Source organism: Desulfonatronum sp. SC1, from assembly GCF_003046795.1.
Classification (GTDB): Bacteria; Desulfobacterota; Desulfovibrionia; order Desulfovibrionales; family Desulfonatronaceae; genus Desulfonatronum.
Genome location: NZ_PZKN01000005.1, coordinates 109,228 through 130,922 on the forward strand (window position 1 = coordinate 109,228; position 21,695 = coordinate 130,922).

A 21,695-nucleotide genomic window follows, 5' to 3' on the forward strand; every position below is an offset into this window, starting at 1 on the left:
AATCCCTGGCCTAATCGGAATTATACATTATGTTGAAAATAAATGGTTTTTCTCTCGTCGAGGTTATTGTTGTTGTTGCAATTCTTGGCATTTTGGCGGCCATCGCCATACCAAGCTACACAAAATACGTTACCAACGCCCGCCGAGCGGATGGAAAAACTGCATTGACAGTAGCTGCCCAGGCCATGGAGCGGTATTTTATCAACAACTATACATTTGAAAATGCTATAATCGGAGATAATACAGTCAACACAAGATACACCGTTCAAGAAACATCAGACAGTGGTTATTACACCCTGAGTTTTTCACAGTCCACCAATGCCACTGCCTTCACCATCCGGGCTACGGCCCAGGGCAAGCAAGCCAGCGACACTCAATGCCAGGTCATGGAAATCAATCAACTGGGACAAAAAACACCTGCCAACTGTTGGTAACAACACAAATTCCGCGGAAGAGAGCCACATAAATATCGTCCCAATCACGCCGCAGTCGAAAACAACCGGATTGCTCCAGTTGCTTGTTCTTGTTTACTCGACCCAAGAACGCGAGCCAAAATCGTCGGCAGTAGAGCAAAACCAGCCCATCCCTCCAGGCCAGGAAAGCCAAGGGGAAAACCATTAGGGGCACCAGGAAAATGGAAAACCAAAAGCCGAGGTCGCCGTTGGGCATGTCCGTGACTACGTGAAAAAAATCGGATCAGCTTGAAAAACGGCTCATGATGAGGATTGGCCACGCCGTCCCCTTGCTCCAGCCAGAAAGTAGTAAGCGTCGTAAGTAGTCTAGAGCAGCCACGACAATGCAACAGGTGCGAACACTCCATTCATGTCTTTGTTGGAATGCCGGCGCACGGAAGGCGATACGTAAGCTTGAGGAACCAAACGAAGTCCAGGCCCAGATAATGAAGGCCATGGACTACGGAGTGAACAGTGGGGCCTTACAGATATTTTCGGCCTAACACACTGAAATAGCATGCGTTTGTCGGAAAAATGACGTTTAATCCGCTAAACTCCTGTCAGATTCCACCTCGCGGTGGACATCGTTACCGTCCGGTTATCGGTTCCCTTGCCAAGCCGTAGAAGACTTGCACCTCCAAGTGTGTGCGCCCTGCTGGGCGCACAAAAAAAGGGGGCCTAAGCCCCCTAAGAATATAAAAACACAAAAATTCAGTTATGGCTCAACACAATCCACAACTCCTGGGTCTGACACTGAGCAAACCATTGGCACATTACTTGCCGTAAACGTTGCGTTTACAGGCAATATCAAACCTTCTTGTGAATCAAATTCGACTCTAAAAGTAGTATCTGCAACGATACAATTTTTAAACCAATCAGAATCAGTATTGTCAATACCTAATGATTGAAGGGTAGCGTTATCATCGCCAGCTGCATAAGCTGCTGCCATTTCAGTTACACATTGTTTAATTGACGCCATGGCTGCTTTTCTCGTTGAATTCGCCTTGTACTTGCCGAACTGCGGAATTGCGATTGCTGCCAAAAGGCCGATGATCGCCACAACGATCAACAATTCGATCAACGTAAAGCCTTTCTCACCTTTTCTTGGCATTTGCATGATGCCCTCCTTGGTAAAATTAATTAGTTTGCCCATTTCGTTCCAACAATGAACAGAACGACGCCACGACTTGTCACCAGCACTGAACGACGGTCCTTTTGGCGTGGGCTTTTTCAGAGGGCTGAAGGCTTGAAACAGAAGGCTGAGAGCTGCGTTTCTGCTTTTCCTTTGCTTAACCCTGTCGGGCTTGGCCAAAAACCATTTGGCGTCTGCCCGTTCTGTCCGGCAACCCTGCCGCCCTATCCCGCCCGCTTTGGTCATAGCGGGCGAAACGTAGGCCGTCGGCTTTGCGTCCCACCCTTTCGGATGGTTTGCCCTTGGCGGACTTCGTCATTCAGTTTGTTTAGCAAATACATCCTTGGATAAAAGAATGTCAAGGGGGAAAGCAAGAAATAATGGTTGATGCTGCACATGATTGGTTCAGGAGGGTCTACGTCTATCCGGATTAAGCATGTGGATGGTGAAAAAAACGTCGCACTCAAGAATAGCTGCAACATAGCGGAGCATGTTCCTTATATGCTTGAATAGTGGATCGCGATGTCATACAATGATGTCAACACGTACAGAGGAGGATATCATGACGACTATCAGTCTTCGCGGAATTGACACGGATACCAAGCAGATGCTCAAAGCCGAGGCCGATCGTACCGGGGCCAGCATCAATTCTTTAATTCTTGGATATGTCAGGAAGGGCCTGGGAATTGGCCAGGATCAAGGGGCACCTCATGACGACCTGGACCACCTGGCCGGCACATGGACCGAGGCGGACGAGAATTCGTTTCGCGAGGCCACGGAGCCTTTCGGGCAGATTGACGAGGGCATGTGGCAATGAGATGCATCCTGATCGACACGAACGCCTACGCGGCCTTCAAAAGAGGTCACCCTGAAGCCGTTGAAGTCATCAGAAGAGCCGAAGCGATCCGGGTCAGCGTCATAATTCTAGCGGAACTCCTGGCCGGATTTCATTTTGGCAATCGAGAAAAAGACAACCGCGTGGAGTTGAATAATTTTTTGAAATCACCACGCGTTGCCTGCGTTCCGGTGGACACGGAAACAACGGAACACTATGCGCGGATTTATCGGCAACTCCGCGAAGACGGCAAGCCGATCCCGACAAACGACCTGTGGATCGCGGCAACCGCCATGCGACACGGATGGCCCGTCTTCACCCTGGACCGGCATTTTGCCTTCATCCGCAACCTGCTGCTTTGCCGGTCTCCAGCGGACATGCTTCCTTAAGGCGGGGACGAGCCTACCCGAAGCGACCGGTGATGTAGTCCTCGGTGGCCTTCTGCTTGGGCTGGGTGAAGAGGGTGATGGTGTCCATGTATTCCACCAGGTTACCCAGGTACATGTAGGCCGTGTAGTCCGAGACCCGGGCGGCCTGCTGCATGTTGTGGGTGACGATGATGATCGTGTATTTTTCCTTGAGCTTGAAGATCAGATCCTCGACCTTGGCCGTGGAAATGGGGTCCAAGGCCGAGCAGGGTTCGTCCAGGAGGATAACCTCCGGCTCGATGGCCACTGCCCGGGCGATGACCAGGCGCTGCTGCTGTCCGCCGGACAGGCCGAAGGCATTTTCATGCAGCCGGTCCTTGACCTCGTCCCACAGTGCCGCGCCGCGCAAGGCATATTCCACCACCTGATCCAGCTTTCTTCGGTCGTTGACCCCTTGCAGCCGCAGGCCATAGGCCACGTTTTCATAGATGGACTTGGGAAACGGATTGGGCTTCTGGAAGACCATGCCCACCCGCCGCCGCAGCTCGGCCACGTCCACGGTCCGGTCGTAGATGTTCTCCCCATCCAGCTTGATGCCGCCCTCAATGCGACAGATGTCGATCAGGTCGTTCATCCGGTTGAAGCAGCGCAGCAAGGTGGACTTGCCGCAGCCGCTGGGGCCGATGAACGCCGTGACCCGCCGGGTGGGGATCTTCATGGAGATGTCCTTCAGGGCCTGGTCCTTGCCGTAGAAAAGCTGAAGGTTCTCCACTTCCAGAGCGAACGATTCCTTGCTGAAATCCATTTTCTGTCTCGGAGAGTCGGCGAAAAAATTGGACATGACGCCGTGGGTGGCTGATGAGGTGCTGTTCGGGGTGCTCATATCTTGGATCCGTGGAATGATGGTTGCGATCGTGTATCGATTGAATGACGTCTTGGTTTCGACATTCAGCGCAGCGCCTAATCGCTTTCGCTGCGATACTTCTCCCGTAGATAGTTGCGAATGGTAATGGCCGTGAGGTTCAGGGTGATGATAATCAGCACCAGGACCAGGGCCGTGGCGTAGACCAGGGGCCTGGAGGCCTCCACGTTGGGGCTCTGGAAGCCCACGTCGTAAATATGAAAGCCCAGGTGCATGAACTTGCGCTCCAGGTGCAGGTACGGGAAATATCCGTCAACCGGCAGATTCGGGGCCAGTTTGACCACGCCCACCAGCATCAGCGGAGCGACCTCCCCGGCGGCCCGGGCCACGGCCAGAATCAGCCCGGTCATCATCGCCGGGGTGGACAGGGGCAGGACCGTGCGCCAGAGGGTTTCGGCCTTGGTCGCGCCCAGGGCCAGGGAGCCGTGGCGGATGGTGCTGGGGATCCGAGCCAGGCCCTCCTCCGTGGACACGATGACCACGGGCAGGGTCAGCAGGGCCAGGGTCAGGGAAGCCCATACCAGCCCCGGCGTGCCGAAAGTCGGGGCGGGCAGGGCGTCCTGGTAGAACATCCGGTCCATGTTCCCGCCCACGAAGTAGACGAAAAAGGCCAGCCCGAACACACCGAAGACAATGGACGGCACCCCGGCCAGATTGTTCACCGAGATGCGCACCAGGCGGACTATGAGCCCCTGCTTGGCGTACTCCCGCAAATAGATCGCCGCCAGCACGCCCATGGGCGTGACCACGATGGACATCAGGATGACCATCAGCACTGTCCCGAAAATGGCCGGAAAAATCCCGCCCTCGGTGTTCGCTTCCCGAGGAAAGCCGCTCAGAAATCCCCAGACCATGGTCACATAATGGCCTATTTTCTGAACCAGGGACATGTCGTTAGGCCAATGCACATGAACTACGTTGGCCAGAAGAATCTCCACCTGTCTGCCGTCCATGGACTCAGCCACCAGAATATCCCGGCGCATCTGTTCCAGCAGGCCCAGCCGACGAGCGTTGATCCCCTCGTACTGGCGATCCAGTTCGTCCTGCTCCGACTGTAATTCCGCCATTCGGCGCTGAACCTCCGCCGGTTCCAGTTCCACGTTTCGGGCCAAGCCGCGTTCAGCCAATCGAATCCGCTCAAGTTGCCTATTCAACCCGCCGATCTCGTAGCGCTCGATATGGTTGATTTCCCCGGCCAGTTCGTTGGCCCGGGCCACGAGGGGCAAAAGCTTTTCCCTGCCCGCGTAACCTTCGGCGATCACCACGCCGTCCTGTTTGACCTGACGCAGAAACCCGATGAAATCGCCCCACTCCCGGCGCTCGACGACCATGGCCTCCCGGGGGGTGGTCCACTCGGAGATCAGCGGCTCCGGGTACCACATGAAATCCCGGCCGGTCAGATCCCGGTTGCCCTGCTTGATCAGGAATCGCTGGGTCAGATCCACGTCCTCCGGAATCTGGTGCCCGGATTCCCGCAGCACCAGCCCGGTTACATTCTGGGAGCGCATCGGGTTGCCAAGGATCCGCACCGTGGTCTCCGGGTCGGGATGGTACTCAAACTCCACCACCGGGGCCGGCCAAAAGTGTCCCAATCCGCGCACCGCGATCAAGGTCAGCAAGCCGAAAACCATGATCATGCTCAAGCTGATCATCCCCCCGGTCAGCCAGATCCACGGGGAACCGCTTTTGAACCATTGACGTGTATTCATGCCGACATCCTAAAGTTTGGCTTAGCAGTCCGTTGAAAAAACCCCAATTGCTGCGTCGCCGCAAAAAATTCAAACTCTCACGTATGAGTAAATACGCTTCGACCTTGAACTTTTTTTGCTCCTTGCACTTGGGGTTTTTGAACGAACTGCCGGAAAATGACTTTTTCAACACTCAGTTAGAGCGAACTGTATTTCTTACGCAGCCGCTGCCGGACGATTTCCGCGACCGTGTTCACGATGAACGTCAGCACGAAGAGCACCAGGGCTGCCAGGAACAGAATCCGGTAGTGCGTGCTGCCCACCGCGGTCTCCGGCAGTTCCACGGCGATGTTCGCTGAGAGGGTGCGCATGCCTTCGAAGATGTTGAAGTTCATCACCGGACTGTTGCCCGTGGCCATGAGCACGATCATGGTTTCGCCCACGGCCCGACCGAAGCCGATCATCACGGCGGAAAAGATTCCCGGACTCGCTGTGAGCAGGACCACACGGGTCACGGTCTGCCAGGGCGTGGCGCCCAGGGCCAGGGAGCCCTGGGTCAGGTGCTTGGGCACGTTGAAGATGGCGTCCTCGGCTATGGAGAAAATGGTCGGAATGACCGCGAAGCCCATGGCCAGCCCAACCACGAGAGCGTTGCGCTGGTCGTAGGTGATGCCCACTTCGGTCAGCCATTGCCGGGCGCTGCCGTCGAAAAACCAGATTTCAATATGCGGACTGAGGGTGACGCAGGCCCAGCCGAAAACCAGAAGCATGGGGATAAGCAGGGCCGCTTCCCAGCCGTCCGGGACCAGCAGGCGGACGCGATGCGGCAACATGCTCCATAAAAAGGCGGTCAGAAGCATCATCAGGGGCATGAAGACCACGATGGAAAAGACGGCGGGCAGGTTGCTCTCCACGAACGGGGCCAGCCAGAGGCCGGCCAGAAAGCCGAGAATGACCGTGGGCAGGGCCTCCATGACCTCGATGGACGGCTTGACCACGGCCCGCAGCTTGGGGCTCATGAAATACGCCGCGTAGATGGCACCGAGCACGGCCAAGGGCATGGCGATGAGCATGGCGTAGAACGAGGCCTTGAGCGTGCCCAAGGTCAGGGGCATCTGGCTGAACTTGGACTCGAACTCATCCGAGGCCGAGGAAGACTGCCAGACATAGTCCGGTGCGGACCGGCCCTCGTACCAGACCTTTTGCCACAAGGCGCTGAACGAGTATTCCGGGTGCGGATTGTCCACATCCAACAGGTGCAGATTCTGGGTCTCGTCCAGGGCCAGCAGGGCCGCGTTGGTCGGGGAAAAGGCCAAGGTCCGGATGGGCGAGTCCGCCACCGGCTTCAGGAGGAGGGTCCGCTGAGAGGTGGGATAGTGCAGCCCCACGACCCCGGCGGCGTCCGCGGCGGCAAACCCCTTGCGGGTGTACTCCGTGGCCAGGGTGGTGATCGGGGCGGCATGGCGGTCAAAATCCCGAACGTGCGTGATGAAGTTTTCGTTCCGCTCGTCCCGGACCAGAAAATATTGGCTCAAGGTCCCGTCGGACCGGCCGACGATGAGGGAAACCGTGCCTAACAGGAAGTCCACGGTGGTGATGGATACGGATGCGTCCGGAACCACCTCCAGACTGTGTGTCGGCCCGGCCTGAGACGGTTGACGCAGGTCGTAATAATGCAGCTTGCCGTGCGCGTCGGCCAGAAACAAATTGATCATGTTCGAGGAGATCAGCACATCCACGACCTTGCCCGGCGCAGACCCGAGATCGTGCTCGGTGGTGGTGACCACGGTCTCTCCGGTCAGAAAGGACGTCCGTGTGGCGAGCTGAACCAGGAGTACCCGGTTATCATCCGTCACCGTTGCCACGGCCGTCCCGGCGGCGGCCCGCTGCACGGCAATGTGGCGCAGTGGACGATGCATGGGATCCACCGGGACGGGATCGTTGCCAAATGGAAAGGTCAATTTGGGAACAACAGTCCGGATGTTGTCGGTCCAGTCAAGCTCGAACTCATGGCGGACCAGGATGGCCGTGCCGTCCGAAAGTCCCAAGACCACGAGATTGGAACGCGGTTCTCCCTGGCCGAAAGAACGGATTTCCACGCCTTCCGGTATCGGAAGAACGACCTTCTCCATGGGCCTGCCGGTGGCCATCTCGAAAAAAAACACCTCGCCGTTGCCGCGATACCGGACACCGACTTCCTGGTACCGGTCCATATCCAGCAACAACGTGTGCTCCTCCGGCCCTCCGGGGACGACGTACACGGTATTCTTCTCGATCTTGGCCGGAGCGAAAATCGGGACCAGTTCGATGAACAAGAAGATGAAGATCAGAGCCAGAGCTAAAACCACGCCCAGTCCACTGGCACTGATAAAATATTTGGCGGAAACGTCCTTGGTCGTCCGGTATTTCCGCAACGAGGCGCGGGCCGCGGCGTCGGGCATGGCCCCGAACAGCTTGTCCAGGTCATGCGTGGAATTTGAGGAAGATGATGAGCCGTTTTTCATGATGCGTCGCTTCCTGTACACGGTGCGAAAGCCGAATGGAGGTTCCGATGACGATCCGTCACGAGAGAGAAAAAGCCGCCCCATGCCGGAGCATGGAGCGGCGTCAAGCGGATGGTTCGGGGCGGCCTACAGTCCGATTTGAGCGCGGACCTGGGCGGCGACGGTTTCGGGCAGCGGGATGTACCCGTCGCGGACCACCACTTCCTGGCCCTGCTTGGAGAGCACCAGACGCAGGAATTCCCGCTCCACAGGGGCCAACGGCTCGGTGGGATTCTTGTTCACATACAGAAACAAACCGCGAGCCAGGGGGTAGTTGCCGGAGGCGGCGTTTTCCGCGTTGGGTTCGTAGCAGGTTCCGCCCATGTTGATGGACGCGGCCTTCACGCCGGAGGTGATGTAGCCGATACCGGAATAGCCGATGCCGTTTATGGACTCGGTCACGCCCTGGACCACGGAGGCGGAGCCGGGCTGCTCGTTGATGGTCGGCTTGTAGTCGCCGCCGCACAAGGCCACGTCCTTGAAGAAGCCGTACGTGCCGGACACGGCGTTACGGCTGTAGATGGTGAAATCCCTGTTGGCCCAGGCGCCGGTCTGGCCGACCTGCCCCCAGCGGGTGATGTCCTCGCCGTGACCGCAGCGGCGGGTGGCGGAGAAGATGGCGTCAATCTGGGGAATGGAAAGACAATCCAGAGGGTTGTCCTTGTTCAGATACACGGCGATGGTGTCCACGGCCGTGGTCACCTTGACGGGCTGGTATCCGAAGCGCTGCTCGAACTGCTCGATTTCCGTGGCCCGCATTTCCCGGCTCATGGGGCCGAAATTGGCCGTGGCCTCGATCAGGGCCGGCGGCGCGGTGGACGATCCCGCGCCCTGGATCTGGATGTTCACGTTGGGGTAGTAACCCTGGAAAGCTTCAGCCCAAAGGGTCATCAGGTTGTTCAGGGTATCCGAGCCCATGCTGGACAGGTTGCCGGAAATACCGGAAACCGGGGTGTACTCGGGTAGGGCCGGGTCCACGGAAACCTGGGCCGACACATTGCCCGCGGCCAACATTCCAAAAAGCATGATTGTTGCTAAGATCTTCCGCATAAAAGAGATTCCTCCTGTTCATTTGTGGCGATTTCGACCCGCCGACATGGCGAACCGTCCAAGGCCATTGTCCATGCCCGTGAACATAGGAAGGAATTGTTACAGCAGTATGACGAGAAGATGACTTTTTTGAGGCGTTCCGGGAAGATCGCCTTCTCAAACAGTTGCCTTGGCCCCTTGCCGGGCGATCTTCAACGTGAAGAAGAACGTCGCCCCCTTGCCGGGAGTGCTTTCAAGCCAGATTCTGCCTCCGTGGTGCCGGATGATGTGCTTGCAGATCGCCAGACCCAGGCCGGTCCCGCCGTTGCCTTCGCCGCGGGCGGAGTCCTGGCGATAGAAGCGCTCGAAAAGGCGCTCCTGGTGCTCACGCGGAATGCCCGGCCCCTGATCCCGAACCCCAAAGACAAGGTATTCGCCCTCCGGGGCGCAGGTGATCGTGATCGTGCCTCGCTTCGGGCTGTGCCGGATGGCGTTTTCCAGAATATTCTGAAATACCTGGGCCACGCGAGACATATCCCCCAGAACCATGATTCCGGAGCAGCCCTCGAGATGATTGACATACTGGATTGCCTTGTCCTCGGCCATGGGCGTGCAGATTTCCAGGGCCATCTCCAATGAGCGTTCGGCAGCTATGGTTTCCAGAATTTCCGCCGGTGCTTCGGCTTCGAGCTTGGCCAGTTTCAGCAGGTCCGTGACCATCGCGGCCATGTGCTCCGCATTGCGATGAATGATCCGCAGAAACGAGCGGGTGGTTTCCGGGTCCGGGGGGCTCTCGCCGAGCAAGGTTTCGGTGTAGCCCTTGATGGATGTCAGCGGGGTGCGCATTTCATGGGACACGTTGGCCACGAAATCGCGACGGATTTTTTCCATCCGCCGGGGCAGGCTGACATCCTGAATGACCACCACGGCCTGAAGGTTTCCGGATGGATCCCTGTATGTATTGATTCTGGCCTCCAGCTCGGCTCCGCCGGGTCGATGCAGAAGCAGGCGTTCGGACTGCTCCGGGCTATCTCGCAGGGTACGCTCCAGGGCCGCGGCCAGGTCCGGTTCCAAGGTCGCCTCAAGCAATGTCTTGTCTTCGACGCTCTGGATCTTCGGGAAAAAACGCCGAAAGGCGGGATTGACGGAGATGATCCGGCCGTCCCGGTCCACGGCGATCACGGCTTCGCTCAAGCCATTGAACAGCGCCTCCAACCGGGTCTTCTGTTCCTGAACCACGTTGATCTGGCTGGAAATGTCCCGCGCCATCGTGTTCACGGCCTCGGTCAGGGGATGAAATTCACTGGTCCGGGGAACATACAGCCGTCGGTCATAGGCGCCGGCACCCACGTCGGAAACCAGTTGCACCAGTTTCTTGATGGAGGAGAGCAGACTTTTGGAAAACCAGAAGCTCAATAGCAGCGAGATCAGCAGACAGGCCCCAAGAATGAGAAAAAAACGCTTCTTCAGGATATCCACCTGCTCGTAAAGGTTGGACATGGGCAGCGCCAGGCGGAGCACCGCGTCGCTTTCCCCAGTGTCGGCCACGGGACATTTCCTGGCAACATAGATCAAGTCCCGGCCAATAGTGGCGCTTTTGCGAATATCCATGCCCACCCGGCCGCTGACGGCCTGGATGATTTCCGGACGCATCGAGTGATCCTCCACCTGCGGAAGGCGGACATCGCTGACATGACTGTCCGCGGCGACCCTCCCGTTGAGGGTGTAGGTCATGCGGACTCCCAAGCGACCGCCCAGGTCCGCGAGCCATGTCCGAATGTCGTGCTCCCCGGCGGGGAATGCCTGCTGGGCAAAAGTCCAACAGGTGGCGTCAAGCAGTTTCAATGCCCGCTCCTGGCCGTGACTCACAAGCTCCGTTCGCACGGAATGGGCCAGAAAAACGTACATGGGGATGAAGATCGCCAAAAGCAGGCCCCAGATCCAGAGCATGATCCGCAGGCGTAAAGACGTTGCTGGCATGGATGGTCTCGTATTCCGTAAGGGATTAATGGAGAAAAACACCGGTCACATTGGCCGACTTCTTTTTGATCTGATTTCCGCATCCCGAGGGAGCCGTCAAGTCCGAGTTCACTTTTTCACCAGATTGTCACATAATCTTCATGATATTGTCACCGAAAAAGGATATCTGGTCTTCTTTATTGCCACATCCGCGGGGAGGCGCCATGTCACGGGAAAAAATCCTGATTGTCGAAGACGAGACGGATATTCTGAATCTTTTGAAATATCACCTGTCCACCGGCGGGTACGAGGTCCACACCGCCGCCACCGGCCTGGAAGCCTTGCGGCAGGCTCGCCAGCTTCAGCCGGATCTGGTGCTTCTGGACTTGATGCTTCCCGGAGTGGACGGGTTCGAGGTCTGCCGGGAGCTGAAGCACGACCCCCGGACCAGTAACGTCGCGGTGATCATGCTCACGGCTCGAGGAGAGGAAGTGGACCGGGTCGTGGGCCTGGAACTGGGTGCCGACGACTACGTCACCAAGCCGTTCAGCCCACGGGAACTGGTGCTGCGGGTCAAGGCGGTGCTGCGTCGGAACAAGCCCGACGCCCCGTCATCAACGGCCTGGGAACGGGACGGACTGCGGATCGAGGAGGAAAACCACCGGGTTTTCGTGGATGGCCTGGACACCGAGTTGACGGCCACGGAGTTCAAACTGTTGTCCGAGCTGGTTCACAGCGGCGGCAAGGTTTTGAACCGGGACCAGCTGCTGAACACTGTCTGGGGGTACCAGTTCAGCGGCTATTCCAGAACAGTGGACACGCATATCCGCAGGCTGCGCAAGAAGCTGGGGCCGTACGCGGAGTGGGTGGAGACCATCCGCGGCGTCGGGTATCGTTTTCAGGGGTAAACAAGAGCCTACTTTTTTGGGTACCAGGGAGAAAAGAAATGACGCATTTTTTTCTGAAACGGCTCGCTGAGCTGCGAGAATCGGCCGCTAACATGGCCGCGTTATGTGAAAAAGCCTTGGACAAGGCTCAACGGGCCTACTTTGAGCGCAGCTCGGTTCTGGCCAAGGAAGTGATGACCGGCGATGAACAGATCAACAGGCTTGAACTGGAAGTCGACAGCAACGCCCTCGGTCTGCTGGCCTTGGATCACCCCATGGCCGGGGATCTGCGCAACATCGTCGGCACCTTGAACATCGGCCTGGATCTGGAACGCATCGGGGACGAGACATACAACGTCGCCCGCCGCGCCCTGTTCTTGAACAATCGTCCGCCGCTCCCCTATTTCCCGGCCATGGAAAACCTGAGTCAACTGGCCATGGAAATGCTTTCCGGAGCCATCAGCGGCTATCTGAACGAGGATCCCGATCTGGCCCTGAACGTCTGCCAAATGGAAGAGCAGGCCCATGTCGAAACCGTCAAGGTGATCAAGGCCGTGATCGACTACATGGTCGGAGAGGCCCCGGCCGTTGAACGCTGCGTCCACACCATCTTCATCGCCCGATCCCTGGAACGAGTCGCCTCGCTTTCCGCGAATATCGCCGAATCCGTGATCTTCATTACCAAGGGCGTGAACGTCAAAGCCGCCTGCTCGAACTAGTTCCTTCCTCAATGCCCATCATCCGGAGACCAAAACCATGACACGAATACCATTTCACCAGGAACTGGCTCGCATGCAGGACCATATCCTGCGGATCGCGGCGGTGACTCAGGAGAGCCTGGACAACGCGGTAAAAGCCCTGCTGACTGGAGACATCGAGCTTGCCGACGACGTGATCACCCGGGACAAGGAGATCAACAGCCTGGAGTGCGAAATCAATGAAATGGCCCTGCAAATGCTGGCCCTGTCCCAACCCGTGGCCAGGGACCTGCGTTTGATCATCGGCGGCAACTGGATCGCCAGGAACATCGAGAGAGTTGGGGATCAGGCGGTGAGTATCGCCGAGAGAGGCATTCTTCTGGCCAGTCGGCCGACCCTTCCGGACATGATGGACATGCTGGGACGCATCGCCTCGGCCAGCACCGATATGTACCGCAATGCCGTCAAGTCCTTCCGCGACCGTGATGAAAAAATGGCCCAGTTTGTCTGCGTATCCGATGAGGAAGTGGATGAACTGGATGTGCTGATCCTACGCAAGCTGATCGACGGCATGATCAAGGACACCCCGGCCGTGGAACGATCCGTCCACGGCATCATCGCCTCCCACTGCTTTGAGCGTGTCGCCGACCTCTCCGTGAACATCACCGAAAGCGTGATCTTCATTGAAAAAGGCGAAAACATTAAACATGCATGCCAAAAACTGTAACGCGACAAAGACGCTCCCAGGGCCCGCAACTTCAGTCGAAGTAGGAGCCCACCATCAAGACCAGGGAGTTCACTCCCCGATTGTCCTTGTGCAGTCCGGCGTTGGACAGGTGGTGCAGACGCAGGGAGGCCCAGATTCGGGATTGGCCCTGCCCCGGGAACTCCGCGCCGATCCCGATTTGCGGGTTGAAGTTCAACCGCGAGCCCTGTCCCGGAACTTTGTGCCCCGAGTACATCACCCCGACCCCGGCCTCTCCGTAAGGACGAAACAGGGAACCGCCCAGGCCGTCCAGGTAATAGAGGGCCAACCCGCTCACCGAGGCCAGCCCTCGCGAAGAGCCTTCCGTGGTACCGCCCAGGCCGGCCTCGATCTTGAAGCGCAACGGCTCGGGCGCCGCATGCGGCCAGATGTCCTCGTAATCGAAAAGCATGAACCCCGTGACCAGGGCGAAGTTCTTGGCGTCTCCGGGGTCGTAGGCCAAGCCGTATCCCAGCCCCAAGCCCATCCGGGGAGTCAGGCGCGGAGCATGATCGTCGCCCGCGAGCGCGGACGACCCGGCCCGAGCCGTGAGCACGGAGGCCCCCAAAAGCAGGACGGCAACCGCAACGACGGCCAGAGCCGCCTTCATCCAGAACCATGGCCTTGGATCACGAACCAGCCAGGACAATCGCCCCATACTCCCCTCCTGGACCATATTTGAGACAGGCGACCCGGGAAACGTCCCCAGGCGTTCCGGAACAGCCATCGCCGTAACGCATGTGATCGGCAAAGGACGGGCATCCGTCCCGAATAACCATGCCCGCGACGGCGAGATCAAAAGCCTGGCCAACGGGCAGACTGCCGTAGGCCGGGGCGCAGGCCGCGATGGCCAGGGGCCGTCGTCTTGCAGCCTCCAGAACATGCCGATACCGCACCCCGGTCGCCTTGTGCCCGTCCGCGCCCAAAAGCAGGAGCGTCCACGGGGAGTCCGCTCCGTTTGGCGGACCATCGAAAAAAATATCGACGTTTCGCTGGGCCTCGCGCCCCATGCCGACGTTCACAACATGACCGTATGTTCCCGAACGGCCGGGCTTTGATCGCTCAAGCACGAAAAAGGCCGCTCCCTCGCCCGGGACGGCGGTTTGCCGGTCAATATCCAGGGGCATGACAGCCTGAGAAAATTGCGGCCCGAAGAATCGCGACCAGCAATATCCGCGCACCGGGCAGTGCTCGTCCACGGCCCCGAAAAGCACCCTGTCCACCCGACCTTCCGTCAGCCACTGCCCGGCCGTGAGCAGGGCCGAGACCGTGGACAGCTCGAATTGACTGGCGGTCAGACAGGGTCCGGTGATCTTCAGTAAAATGGAGATATGCGCCGCCGCTGCATTATGGACGGAGTTGGAGAAATGGGTCGGCGAAGCGCAGACGTCACCGTCATGAATCACGGAGTCGAGAAAGGTGAAAGTGGTGGCCGCCGCGCCGTAGCCCGTGGCCACGATGATGCCGGTTCGGTCCAGTGCCCCGGAAACGGCGATTCCGGCGTCTTGCAAGGCCAGATGCGCTCCCAGCAGAGCCAGGCGCGAGAAACGATCCACGCGGCGCAAGGAGCGCTTGGGAACGAACTCGTCAAGGGCCGCGAGATCGGCCCGTAGCGCCGGGACGCTTTCCATCCCCTGATTCCCCTGAAACTCAAGCCCGCCAAGCATCGGCATCCGCTCCCCGTCCAGGGTCAGTCGCATATCCCCCAACCCGACCCCGAATCCTCCGACAACCCCGATGCCCGCAACGGCGAGAGGGAGGCTCGGGGAATCAAAACATTCCACGTGTAATGTCGTTTCGCGCATCATAGCCGCGAAGTTTAGGCAATGACGGGATTGTGGGCAAGAGATTGCGATTCGGGTTTTTGGCATGTTTCGGCATGGCAGGATTGACGCCGGTCGTCAGGTTGTGGCACTCGAAGCGGGGTGAGGACATCGTGGCATCGATGTCGATACGTACCTTCAACAACGCTCCACCCCGTCTCGAAAAGGCTTTCATCTCACCCCCAAAACGAACAGGAGGACCATCCCATGACCATGCAGGACCGTGTTTCCGCCAAACGAGTCATTTCAGGCCGTTTGCTCGCTACGATGCTCTTACTATGCTTCGCCCTTGTTTTGCTCTCCTCCTGTCGCTCCACCGGCTCCTCGGGGCAGACGTCGAGCAGCGTCACTTCGGAAACCCGGTATAACAAGTACAATATTCACGCTCAACAGAGCAGACAGGACATTAAAGCCAGCTATGCCGGCTATGTCGACTCCGGCGACGGACATTTTTTTATCCCCGCGGGGTCGAAATTGATATTTCCCGGCAAGGGGCAGCGATGGAGAAACGGTTTCTGGTTCACCGTGGCCGACACCGGACAAAAGGTTTTTTTTGAATTTCACCGAGGCCGGATGGGCATGGGCGAACACGAGTACATCGAACTGATCACGTCCAGTTCACCCGTCTCTCTGGATCGCTTTTCGGAACAGGACAGGAAAGGGATCAAAGCCGGCAAAGTGTACACCGGCATGAGCAAGGACGGTGTTCTCACTGCCCTCGGGTATCCGGCCAAACACAGAACTCCCTCTCTGGAAAGCAATAACTGGATCTATTGGCGCAACCGCTTCATGACCATGGGCGTGGTTTTTGACGGCAACGGCCGGGTCGTCTCCATCACGGATTAGCCGATATCCGCTCGTTTCCTTATTTATCATGGACACCACCCCCATCGCCCTGATCACCGGCGCAAGCAAGGGCATCGGCGCGGCCACGGCCCTGATCCTGGCCCGGGACGGATTCGACATCTGGCTGAATTACCGTGGAGATCACCAGGCGGCGGCGACGGTCAGCGAGGCCGTCGTCGCCCTGGGCCGGGACTGTCGGCTGTTGCCCTTTGACGTGGCCGATTCAAACGCGACCACCGTTGCCCTGGAACCGCTTCTGGAAGAGGCCACGCCCTTTGCAGTGATCAATAACGCCGGATTTGCCGCGGACACCCTGATGCTGACCATGGATTTCGAGCGGGAGTGGAAACGGGTCCTGAGCGTGCACCTGGACGGCTTTTTTCTGGTCACCAAGCTGGTTCTGGCCAAAATGTTGCGCAAGCGCCGGGGCCGGGTGGTGAACATCGTCTCCACGTCCGGGCAGGCCGGAATGGCCGGTCAAGTCAACTATTCCGCGGCCAAGGCCGGACTCATCGGCGCGACCAAGGCCTTGGCCCAGGAAATGGGCAAGCGCGATATCCTGGTCAATGCCGTGGCCCCGGGCTTCATCCAGACCGACATGACCAATGACCTGCCCTGGGACGCCATCCTGCCGAAAATTCCCCTGGGCCGAGTCGGTCGGCCCGAGGAAGTCGCCGAAGTCGTCTCTTTCCTCTGTTCCGCCAAGGCCACGTACATCACCGGCCAGACCATCGCGGTCAACGGCGGGATATACATGTAATCCCGCCCGAACATTCTTCCGGATCAACATGCATCAAGCAGCCATCACCGGCGTGGGGATCGTCTCTTCCTTGGGTAATGACTCGGACTCCGTGGTTCGGGCTCTGTACGAGGGCAGGTCCGGAATCGGCGTTGACCAGGAACGGATCAAGCTGGGCTTCAGAAGCGCCTTGACCGGCCTGATTCGCGGTTTCGACCCCACCAGACACCTCAGCCGCAAACAGCGCAAGACCATGCCCGAGTTCGCGGTCCAGGCCCATGCCGCGACCATGGAAGCCCTGGCCTTGGCCGGATTGGACCCGGATGATCTGCGCAACGACCGCACCGGACTGGTGTTCGGATGCGACTCCAGTTGCCTGGCCGGCGTGGAACAGGTGGACATGCTCCGCGAACGCCTGGACACGCGGTCCATCGGCAGCGGGCATATCTTTCGCTCCATGACCTCCACCATCACCATGAACCTGAACACCCTGCTGGGCACGCGGGGAGCCTGCTGGACCATCAGTTCGGCCTGCTCCAGCGGCGGGCACGCCGTGGGCCAGGCCGCGGACCTGATCGCCTCGGGCCGTCAGGACCGCGTGCTCTGCGGTGGAGCCCAGGAAATCAACTGGCAATCGGTATGCAGCTTCGACGGTTTGGGGGCCTTCTCCACCCGCATGGACCGGCCTCGGACCGCCAGCCGCCCATTTGACGCGGACCGGGATGGACTGGTGCCCGGCGGCGGCGCGGCGACCCTCCTGCTGGAACGGCTGGATCTGGCCCGCAAACGCGGTGCCCGGGTGCTCGGTCTGGTCCGCGGATACGGCTTTTCCTCGGACGGGGAGCATATCTCCGTGCCCAGCGGCGACGGCCTGGAACGGGCCATGCGCATGGCCCTGGGCGAGGCGGACTGGAACCCGCCGACAATCGACTATATCTGCGCCCACGCCACGTCCACGCCCGCCGGGGATTCCGTGGAGGCCGAAAGCATCGCCCGGCTCTTTGGAACACCCACCCCGCCCGTCTCCTCGCTGAAATCCATGACCGGCCACGAACTCTGGATGTCCGGCGCGGCCCAGGTCGTCTACTGCGTGCTCATGGCCCGGGAAGGCTTCATCGCCCCGAACATCAACTTCGAACGCCCGGACCCCGCCTCGGCCAAACTGGACATCGTCACCGCAACACGCTCCGCCCGGCTGCGCAACGTACTCTGCAACTCCGCCGGCTTCGGCGGGACCAATGCCTGTCTGGCCCTGGGTTTTCCGGAATGAAGTTCGACCACGTCGTCATCGGCTCGGGTATTTCCGGACTGGCCTGCGCCGTCATCCTGGCTCAGAGAGGCCGCCGGGTGGCCGTGGTGGAGAAGGCCGGGCAAGCTGCTCCGCTGCTGAGAGGGTTCAACCGTCGCGGCATTCACTTCGACACCGGGTTTCACTACACTGGCGCGTATGGGCCGGGCGAGGCTTTGGACGTCTATTTTCGCTGTCTGGGGATCGAGGACAGGCTGACCAAGGTTCCCTACAACGCCGACTGCTTCGACGCGGCGCGCTTTCCCGGGGACGGTTTTTCCTTCGACTTCCCCCAGGGTTATGATCAGCTCCGTCAACGACTGCATGAAGACTTTCCCCTGGAAAAGGAAGGCATCGACGCCTACCTGCGGATAGTGGCCGAGGAATTCGGTCGCTCCCCGCACCTGAACCTGGACCTGCCCATTGACGCCATCGGTGCGTTCAACCCCCTGCACGAGCAAAGCGTCGCGACCTGTCTGAGCGGACTGTTCGGGGACGAACGGCTACGGGCCCTGCTGTCCCTGCACTTTCTGCTTTATGGCGTGGAGCCGGGCCAGGCCTCCATGGCCCTGCACGCCCAGGTCTGCGGCTCTCTGTATCAGTCCGTGCATGGGATCAAGGGAGGCGGCAAAAGCCTGGCCGCGGCCTTGACCCGTCGCCTGGAGGAACTGGGCGTGGTCCTGCTGACCGGACGCAACGTAAAACGGATTGAGACTGCTTCCGACCACTGTCGCGGCGTGGTCCTGGAGGACGGCGAGGTCGTCCGGTCGGATACCTGCATCGCCGCCGTCCACCCGTGCTCCCTGCTGTCCATGGTCGATGAAGCTGCCTTTCGCCCCGCTACCAGACGTCGCTTCCAGGCTTACGAGGAAACTTCGTCGGGCTTCATGTTTTCCGCCGCGGTGGATGAGTTTCCCAAAATACTGGATCGCAAAAACCTGTTTCTCTGCCCGGACATGGATCTGGACGGATATTGTCGGCCCGACCGGCCCATCGAGAAGCGGCCTTTTTTCCTGGCCGCCGCCGGAGCTGAAAACGGTTCCTCGGCCAGAGGCTTGATCCTGCTCTGCCCGGCGTCCATGGAAGAAATGCGGCCCTGGATGCATTCCGGTCCACGGGACCGTCCGGAATCCTACCGGTCAATGAAGCGGGATTTGATGGATCGAGTCCAGGCCCATGTCTCACGGTCGATCCCGGAAATCGGCTCCATGACCATGCTGGACTGCGCCACGCCTTTGACGTTCAGGGACTGGGTCAACGCTCCCTCGGGCAGTCTCTACGGGATCAAGCAAAAGCACGGCCAAATTTCTCCGTCGCCCCTGACCAAGATCAAGGGCCTGTACCTGGTCGGCCAGGCCCTGACCGGCCCCGGGGTTCTGGGCGCGACGATTTCCGCCTTTCTGACCTGTGGATTCATCCTGGGGCCGGAAACGCTGCGCAAGGAGGTCCGGCAATGTCGTTGAACCGGGTGGTAATCACGGGGCTGGGAGCGGTCTCGCCCTACGGCGTGGGCGTGGAGACGCTGTACGCGGCCATGACCCGAGGCCAAAGCGCGATAACCGAGCATCCGGACCTCAAGACGATCAAGGGCTTGCGCTGTCACATCGCCGGGCTCGTGCCGGAGTTGGATGCCAGGGAGATCCCCAGAAAACACCGCCGCACCATGTCCCGGATGTCCGTCTTCGCCGTGCTGGCCGCCATGGAGGCCCTGGAATCGGCCCGAGTGGACGAATCAACGCGCCGGTCCGAGCAGACCGGGGTGATCATCGGGACCACCGTGGGCAGCCCTCAGACCTTGCAGGATTTCTTCGCGGACTATTTGCGGGAATTTTCCATCGAGCAGGTCAAGTCGTCCCTGTTCTTCAAAATCATGGGCCACACCTGCGCGGCCAACGTGGCCCAGGCCCTGGGCATCGAAGGCCGGGTCATGGCTCCCTCCGCCGCCTGCGCCACCGGAGCGCAGGCCATCGGCCTGGGCTACGAGGCCATAGTCTTGGGCCGACAAAGGATCATGCTCTGCGGCGGAGCCGAGGAGCTGCATCCGTTGACCGTGGGCATTTTCGATATTATCAACGCGGCCTCCACCGGGTACAATTCCGATCCGGGCAGCTCGCCCCGACCATTCGACGCCCGACGCGACGGCACGGTCTGTTCCGAGGGCGGCGGAGTTCTCGTTCTGGAATCCCTGGATTCCGCGCTGGAGCGGGGTGTCCCGATCCTGGCCGAAATCATCGGGTTCGCCTCCAACTCCGACACCACGAATATCTCCACCCCGGACCCCGGTCGGATCGAGCAATGCATGCGCCTGGCCCTGGCCGACGCCGGGTTGGAACCCGGCCAGGTCGACTACGTCAACGCCCACGCCACGGCCACGGAACTGGGCGACCCGGCGGAATGCCTGGCCATTGCCCGACTCTTCGGCGACGCCGTGCCCGTCAGCGGCTTCAAAGGCCACCTGGGACACACCCTTGCCGCCAGCGGGGCCCTGGAACTGATCGTCATGGTGCGCATGCTCCGGGACGGTCTGTGCCTGCCGACCTTGAACCTGGACCACCCCGCCCCGGAATGCGCCATGGTTCGCCATGTCCGGGAACCGGAACCCCGCGTAATGAACATCGCCGTAAAGAACAACTTCGCCCTGGGCGGAGTCAACGCCTCATTGATCGTAAGGAAATTTTCTCAAGATGCAGCAACACATTATTGATACCGTGAACACCGCCCTGGCCGAGGAATTCGAACTGGACGCGGAGGCCATGCGGCCCGAGGCGCACCTGTTCAACGACCTGGGGCTGGACAGCCTGGATGCCGTGGACATGGTCATTGTCCTGGAAAAAGCCTTCGGCTGTAAACTCCGGGACGAACAGGCCATCCGGGAAATCCGCACCCTGGGCAACCTTTACACCTTCATCGAGACCAAGCGGAAGGAGCTGGAATGACCGAAGCAGCCGCGCCGCCCAAGGCTTCCAGGCGTCCCGGCCTGCGGGCTTTGGTAATGAGCGCGGTGGTCTACCCCCTGCTGTTCCTGCAAACCCTGATCTTCATTCTCCTGGCCCCGGTGGTTTTACCCTTGGCGACCGTCCTGACCGGTCGCTCCCTGGGCCGGATCGTGCGGTACTTTATCTGGATCTACGGCAAGGTCTGAATGATTCTGATCGCACCTTTCACGCGCTTTGAAAAAATCGGCTTGACCCTGGACCGTTTTCCCCAGCCCTGCATCATCGTCCTGAACCATCTCTCTTTTTTTGATGTCTTCTGCATGGGTGCTCTCCCTCACAGCAACGTCGGATTCACCGTCCGCTCCTGGCCGTTCCGAATGATCTGGTATGCACCGTTCATGCGAATGGCCGAATACGTGGATATGGAGACATTGGGCCATGACGAGGCCTTGCACCGTTGCGGCGAACTGCTCGACCGCGAAACCACCTTGGTTTTCTTTCCTGAAGGACACCGAGGCCGGAACGGCAAGCTCGGCAGGTTCTACTCCGGGGCGTTCAAACTGGCCGTGGAAACCAACGTACCCATCGTACCGCTCTGCATTTCCGGCACGAACCGCCTCCTCCCGCCGGGCGCCCTGCTCATGGCCCCGACCACGATCCGTCTCCAGGCCCTGCCGGCAGTTGATCCGTCCGGTTATACCGGCGAATCCGGACACGTGGCCCTGCGCAAGACGGTCAAGGCGGCCATGGCCGAGGCGCTTGTATCCCGGTTATGAGTATTTGGGGCGTTGAGTCCAGATCGTGG

General features: G+C 59.4%; 22 protein-coding genes and 1 riboswitch. Of the genes, 14 read left to right on the forward strand and 8 right to left on the reverse strand.

Annotated features, from left to right (window positions below; genetic code table 11):
- Positions 1-29: 29 nt before the first annotated feature.
- Positions 30-434: a type IV pilin protein gene (locus tag C6366_RS04295; protein WP_107736164.1), complete on the forward strand. Its 405-nt coding sequence runs from the start codon at positions 30-32 to the stop codon at positions 432-434.
- A gap of 733 nt (positions 435-1,167) precedes the next feature.
- Here C6366_RS04295 and C6366_RS20550 read toward each other — a convergent pair.
- Entirely contained in the window at positions 1,168-1,830 is a 663-nt protein-coding gene (locus C6366_RS20550; protein ID WP_304481804.1) for a type IV pilin protein, read from the reverse strand.
- A riboswitch (cyclic di-GMP riboswitch) is annotated at positions 1,791-1,895 on the reverse strand. Its footprint overlaps the gene before it by 40 nt.
- A 251-nt stretch (positions 1,896-2,146) precedes the next feature.
- On the opposite strand from C6366_RS20550, the gene C6366_RS04305 reads away from it, so the two are divergent.
- Together C6366_RS04305 and C6366_RS04310 are read left to right on the forward strand one after the other, a co-directional pair.
- The gene (locus C6366_RS04305; RefSeq protein WP_107736114.1) at positions 2,147-2,401 is read left to right on the forward strand and encodes an antitoxin; all 255 of its coding nucleotides are present in this window, start codon (positions 2,147-2,149) and stop codon (positions 2,399-2,401) included.
- Positions 2,398-2,808, forward strand: a complete 411-nt coding sequence (locus C6366_RS04310; protein WP_107736115.1) for a type II toxin-antitoxin system VapC family toxin — start codon at positions 2,398-2,400, stop codon at positions 2,806-2,808. The genes C6366_RS04305 and C6366_RS04310 overlap by 4 nt, the downstream gene beginning before the upstream one ends.
- A 13-nt stretch (positions 2,809-2,821) precedes the next feature.
- Here C6366_RS04310 and pstB read toward each other — a convergent pair whose 3' ends face one another.
- The 5 genes from pstB to C6366_RS04335 all read right to left on the reverse strand — a co-directional run bounded on the left by pstB (position 2,822) and on the right by C6366_RS04335 (position 10,949).
- Positions 2,822-3,592, reverse strand: coding sequence for a phosphate ABC transporter ATP-binding protein PstB (gene pstB, locus C6366_RS04315; RefSeq protein WP_199221426.1), 771 nt, complete (start codon positions 3,590-3,592; stop codon positions 2,822-2,824).
- A gap of 155 nt (positions 3,593-3,747) precedes the next feature.
- Positions 3,748-5,418 (reverse strand): phosphate ABC transporter permease PstA, encoded by a 1,671-nt coding sequence (gene pstA / locus C6366_RS04320; protein WP_107736117.1) that lies wholly within the window; start codon positions 5,416-5,418, stop codon positions 3,748-3,750.
- 176 nt (positions 5,419-5,594) lie between these two features.
- Positions 5,595-7,901, reverse strand: coding sequence for an ABC transporter permease subunit (locus C6366_RS04325; RefSeq protein ID WP_199221424.1), 2,307 nt, complete (start codon positions 7,899-7,901; stop codon positions 5,595-5,597).
- A 126-nt stretch (positions 7,902-8,027) separates the two neighbouring features.
- The gene (locus C6366_RS04330) at positions 8,028-8,990 is read right to left on the reverse strand and encodes a PstS family phosphate ABC transporter substrate-binding protein (RefSeq protein WP_107736118.1); all 963 of its coding nucleotides are present in this window, start codon (positions 8,988-8,990) and stop codon (positions 8,028-8,030) included.
- Positions 8,991-9,146: 156 nt separating this feature from the next.
- Positions 9,147-10,949 carry an ATP-binding protein gene (locus tag C6366_RS04335; RefSeq protein WP_107736119.1) on the reverse strand — a complete coding sequence of 601 codons (1,803 nt, stop codon included), beginning with the start codon at positions 10,947-10,949 and terminating at the stop codon, positions 9,147-9,149.
- Between the two features lie 203 nt (positions 10,950-11,152).
- Between C6366_RS04335 and C6366_RS04340 the strand changes: the two genes are divergently transcribed.
- The 3 genes from C6366_RS04340 to phoU (C6366_RS04350) are packed head-to-tail and all read left to right on the forward strand — an operon-like array spanning position 11,153 to position 13,240.
- Positions 11,153-11,836 carry a response regulator gene (locus C6366_RS04340; protein WP_107736120.1) on the forward strand — a complete coding sequence of 228 codons (684 nt, stop codon included), beginning with the start codon at positions 11,153-11,155 and terminating at the stop codon, positions 11,834-11,836.
- A gap of 38 nt (positions 11,837-11,874) precedes the next feature.
- The gene (gene phoU / locus C6366_RS04345) at positions 11,875-12,534 is read left to right on the forward strand and encodes a phosphate signaling complex protein PhoU (protein ID WP_107736121.1); all 660 of its coding nucleotides are present in this window, start codon (positions 11,875-11,877) and stop codon (positions 12,532-12,534) included.
- A gap of 37 nt (positions 12,535-12,571) precedes the next feature.
- Positions 12,572-13,240, forward strand: a complete 669-nt coding sequence (gene phoU / locus C6366_RS04350) for a phosphate signaling complex protein PhoU (RefSeq protein ID WP_107736122.1) — start codon at positions 12,572-12,574, stop codon at positions 13,238-13,240.
- 31 nt (positions 13,241-13,271) lie between these two features.
- Here phoU (C6366_RS04350) and C6366_RS04355 read toward each other — a convergent pair whose 3' ends face one another.
- Together C6366_RS04355 and C6366_RS04360 are read right to left on the reverse strand one after the other, a co-directional pair.
- The gene (locus C6366_RS04355) at positions 13,272-13,916 is read right to left on the reverse strand and encodes an acyloxyacyl hydrolase (RefSeq protein ID WP_107736123.1); all 645 of its coding nucleotides are present in this window, start codon (positions 13,914-13,916) and stop codon (positions 13,272-13,274) included.
- Entirely contained in the window at positions 13,888-15,042 is a 1,155-nt protein-coding gene (locus C6366_RS04360; protein WP_158269638.1) for a beta-ketoacyl synthase N-terminal-like domain-containing protein, read from the reverse strand. Before C6366_RS04360 ends, C6366_RS04355 begins: the two co-directional genes overlap by 29 nt.
- A 246-nt stretch (positions 15,043-15,288) precedes the next feature.
- Here C6366_RS04360 and C6366_RS04365 point away from each other — a divergent pair, with 246 nt between their 5' ends.
- Genes C6366_RS04365 through C6366_RS04400 form a run of 8 tightly spaced genes read left to right on the forward strand, consistent with a single transcriptional unit; the run spans position 15,289 to position 21,666 of the window.
- On the forward strand, positions 15,289-15,927 hold the full coding sequence (locus tag C6366_RS04365; RefSeq protein WP_107736125.1) for a hypothetical protein: 639 nt from the start codon (positions 15,289-15,291) through the stop codon (positions 15,925-15,927).
- 28 nt (positions 15,928-15,955) lie between these two features.
- Positions 15,956-16,687, forward strand: coding sequence for a 3-oxoacyl-ACP reductase FabG (fabG, locus tag C6366_RS04370; protein WP_107736126.1), 732 nt, complete (start codon positions 15,956-15,958; stop codon positions 16,685-16,687).
- Between the two features lie 28 nt (positions 16,688-16,715).
- Positions 16,716-17,936 carry a beta-ketoacyl synthase gene (locus C6366_RS04375; RefSeq protein ID WP_107736127.1) on the forward strand — a complete coding sequence of 407 codons (1,221 nt, stop codon included), beginning with the start codon at positions 16,716-16,718 and terminating at the stop codon, positions 17,934-17,936.
- Positions 17,933-19,417: an NAD(P)/FAD-dependent oxidoreductase gene (locus C6366_RS04380; RefSeq protein ID WP_107736128.1), complete on the forward strand. Its 1,485-nt coding sequence runs from the start codon at positions 17,933-17,935 to the stop codon at positions 19,415-19,417. Before C6366_RS04375 ends, C6366_RS04380 begins: the two co-directional genes overlap by 4 nt.
- On the forward strand, positions 19,408-20,658 hold the full coding sequence (locus tag C6366_RS04385; RefSeq protein WP_107736129.1) for a beta-ketoacyl synthase: 1,251 nt from the start codon (positions 19,408-19,410) through the stop codon (positions 20,656-20,658). Before C6366_RS04380 ends, C6366_RS04385 begins: the two co-directional genes overlap by 10 nt.
- Entirely contained in the window at positions 20,639-20,890 is a 252-nt protein-coding gene (locus C6366_RS04390; protein ID WP_107736130.1) for an acyl carrier protein, read from the forward strand. The genes C6366_RS04385 and C6366_RS04390 overlap by 20 nt, the downstream gene beginning before the upstream one ends.
- Positions 20,887-21,096, forward strand: a complete 210-nt coding sequence (locus tag C6366_RS04395; protein ID WP_107736131.1) for a hypothetical protein — start codon at positions 20,887-20,889, stop codon at positions 21,094-21,096. The genes C6366_RS04390 and C6366_RS04395 overlap by 4 nt, the downstream gene beginning before the upstream one ends.
- Entirely contained in the window at positions 21,097-21,666 is a 570-nt protein-coding gene (locus C6366_RS04400; protein WP_107736132.1) for a lysophospholipid acyltransferase family protein, read from the forward strand.
- The last annotated feature ends 29 nt before the right edge of the window (positions 21,667-21,695 follow it).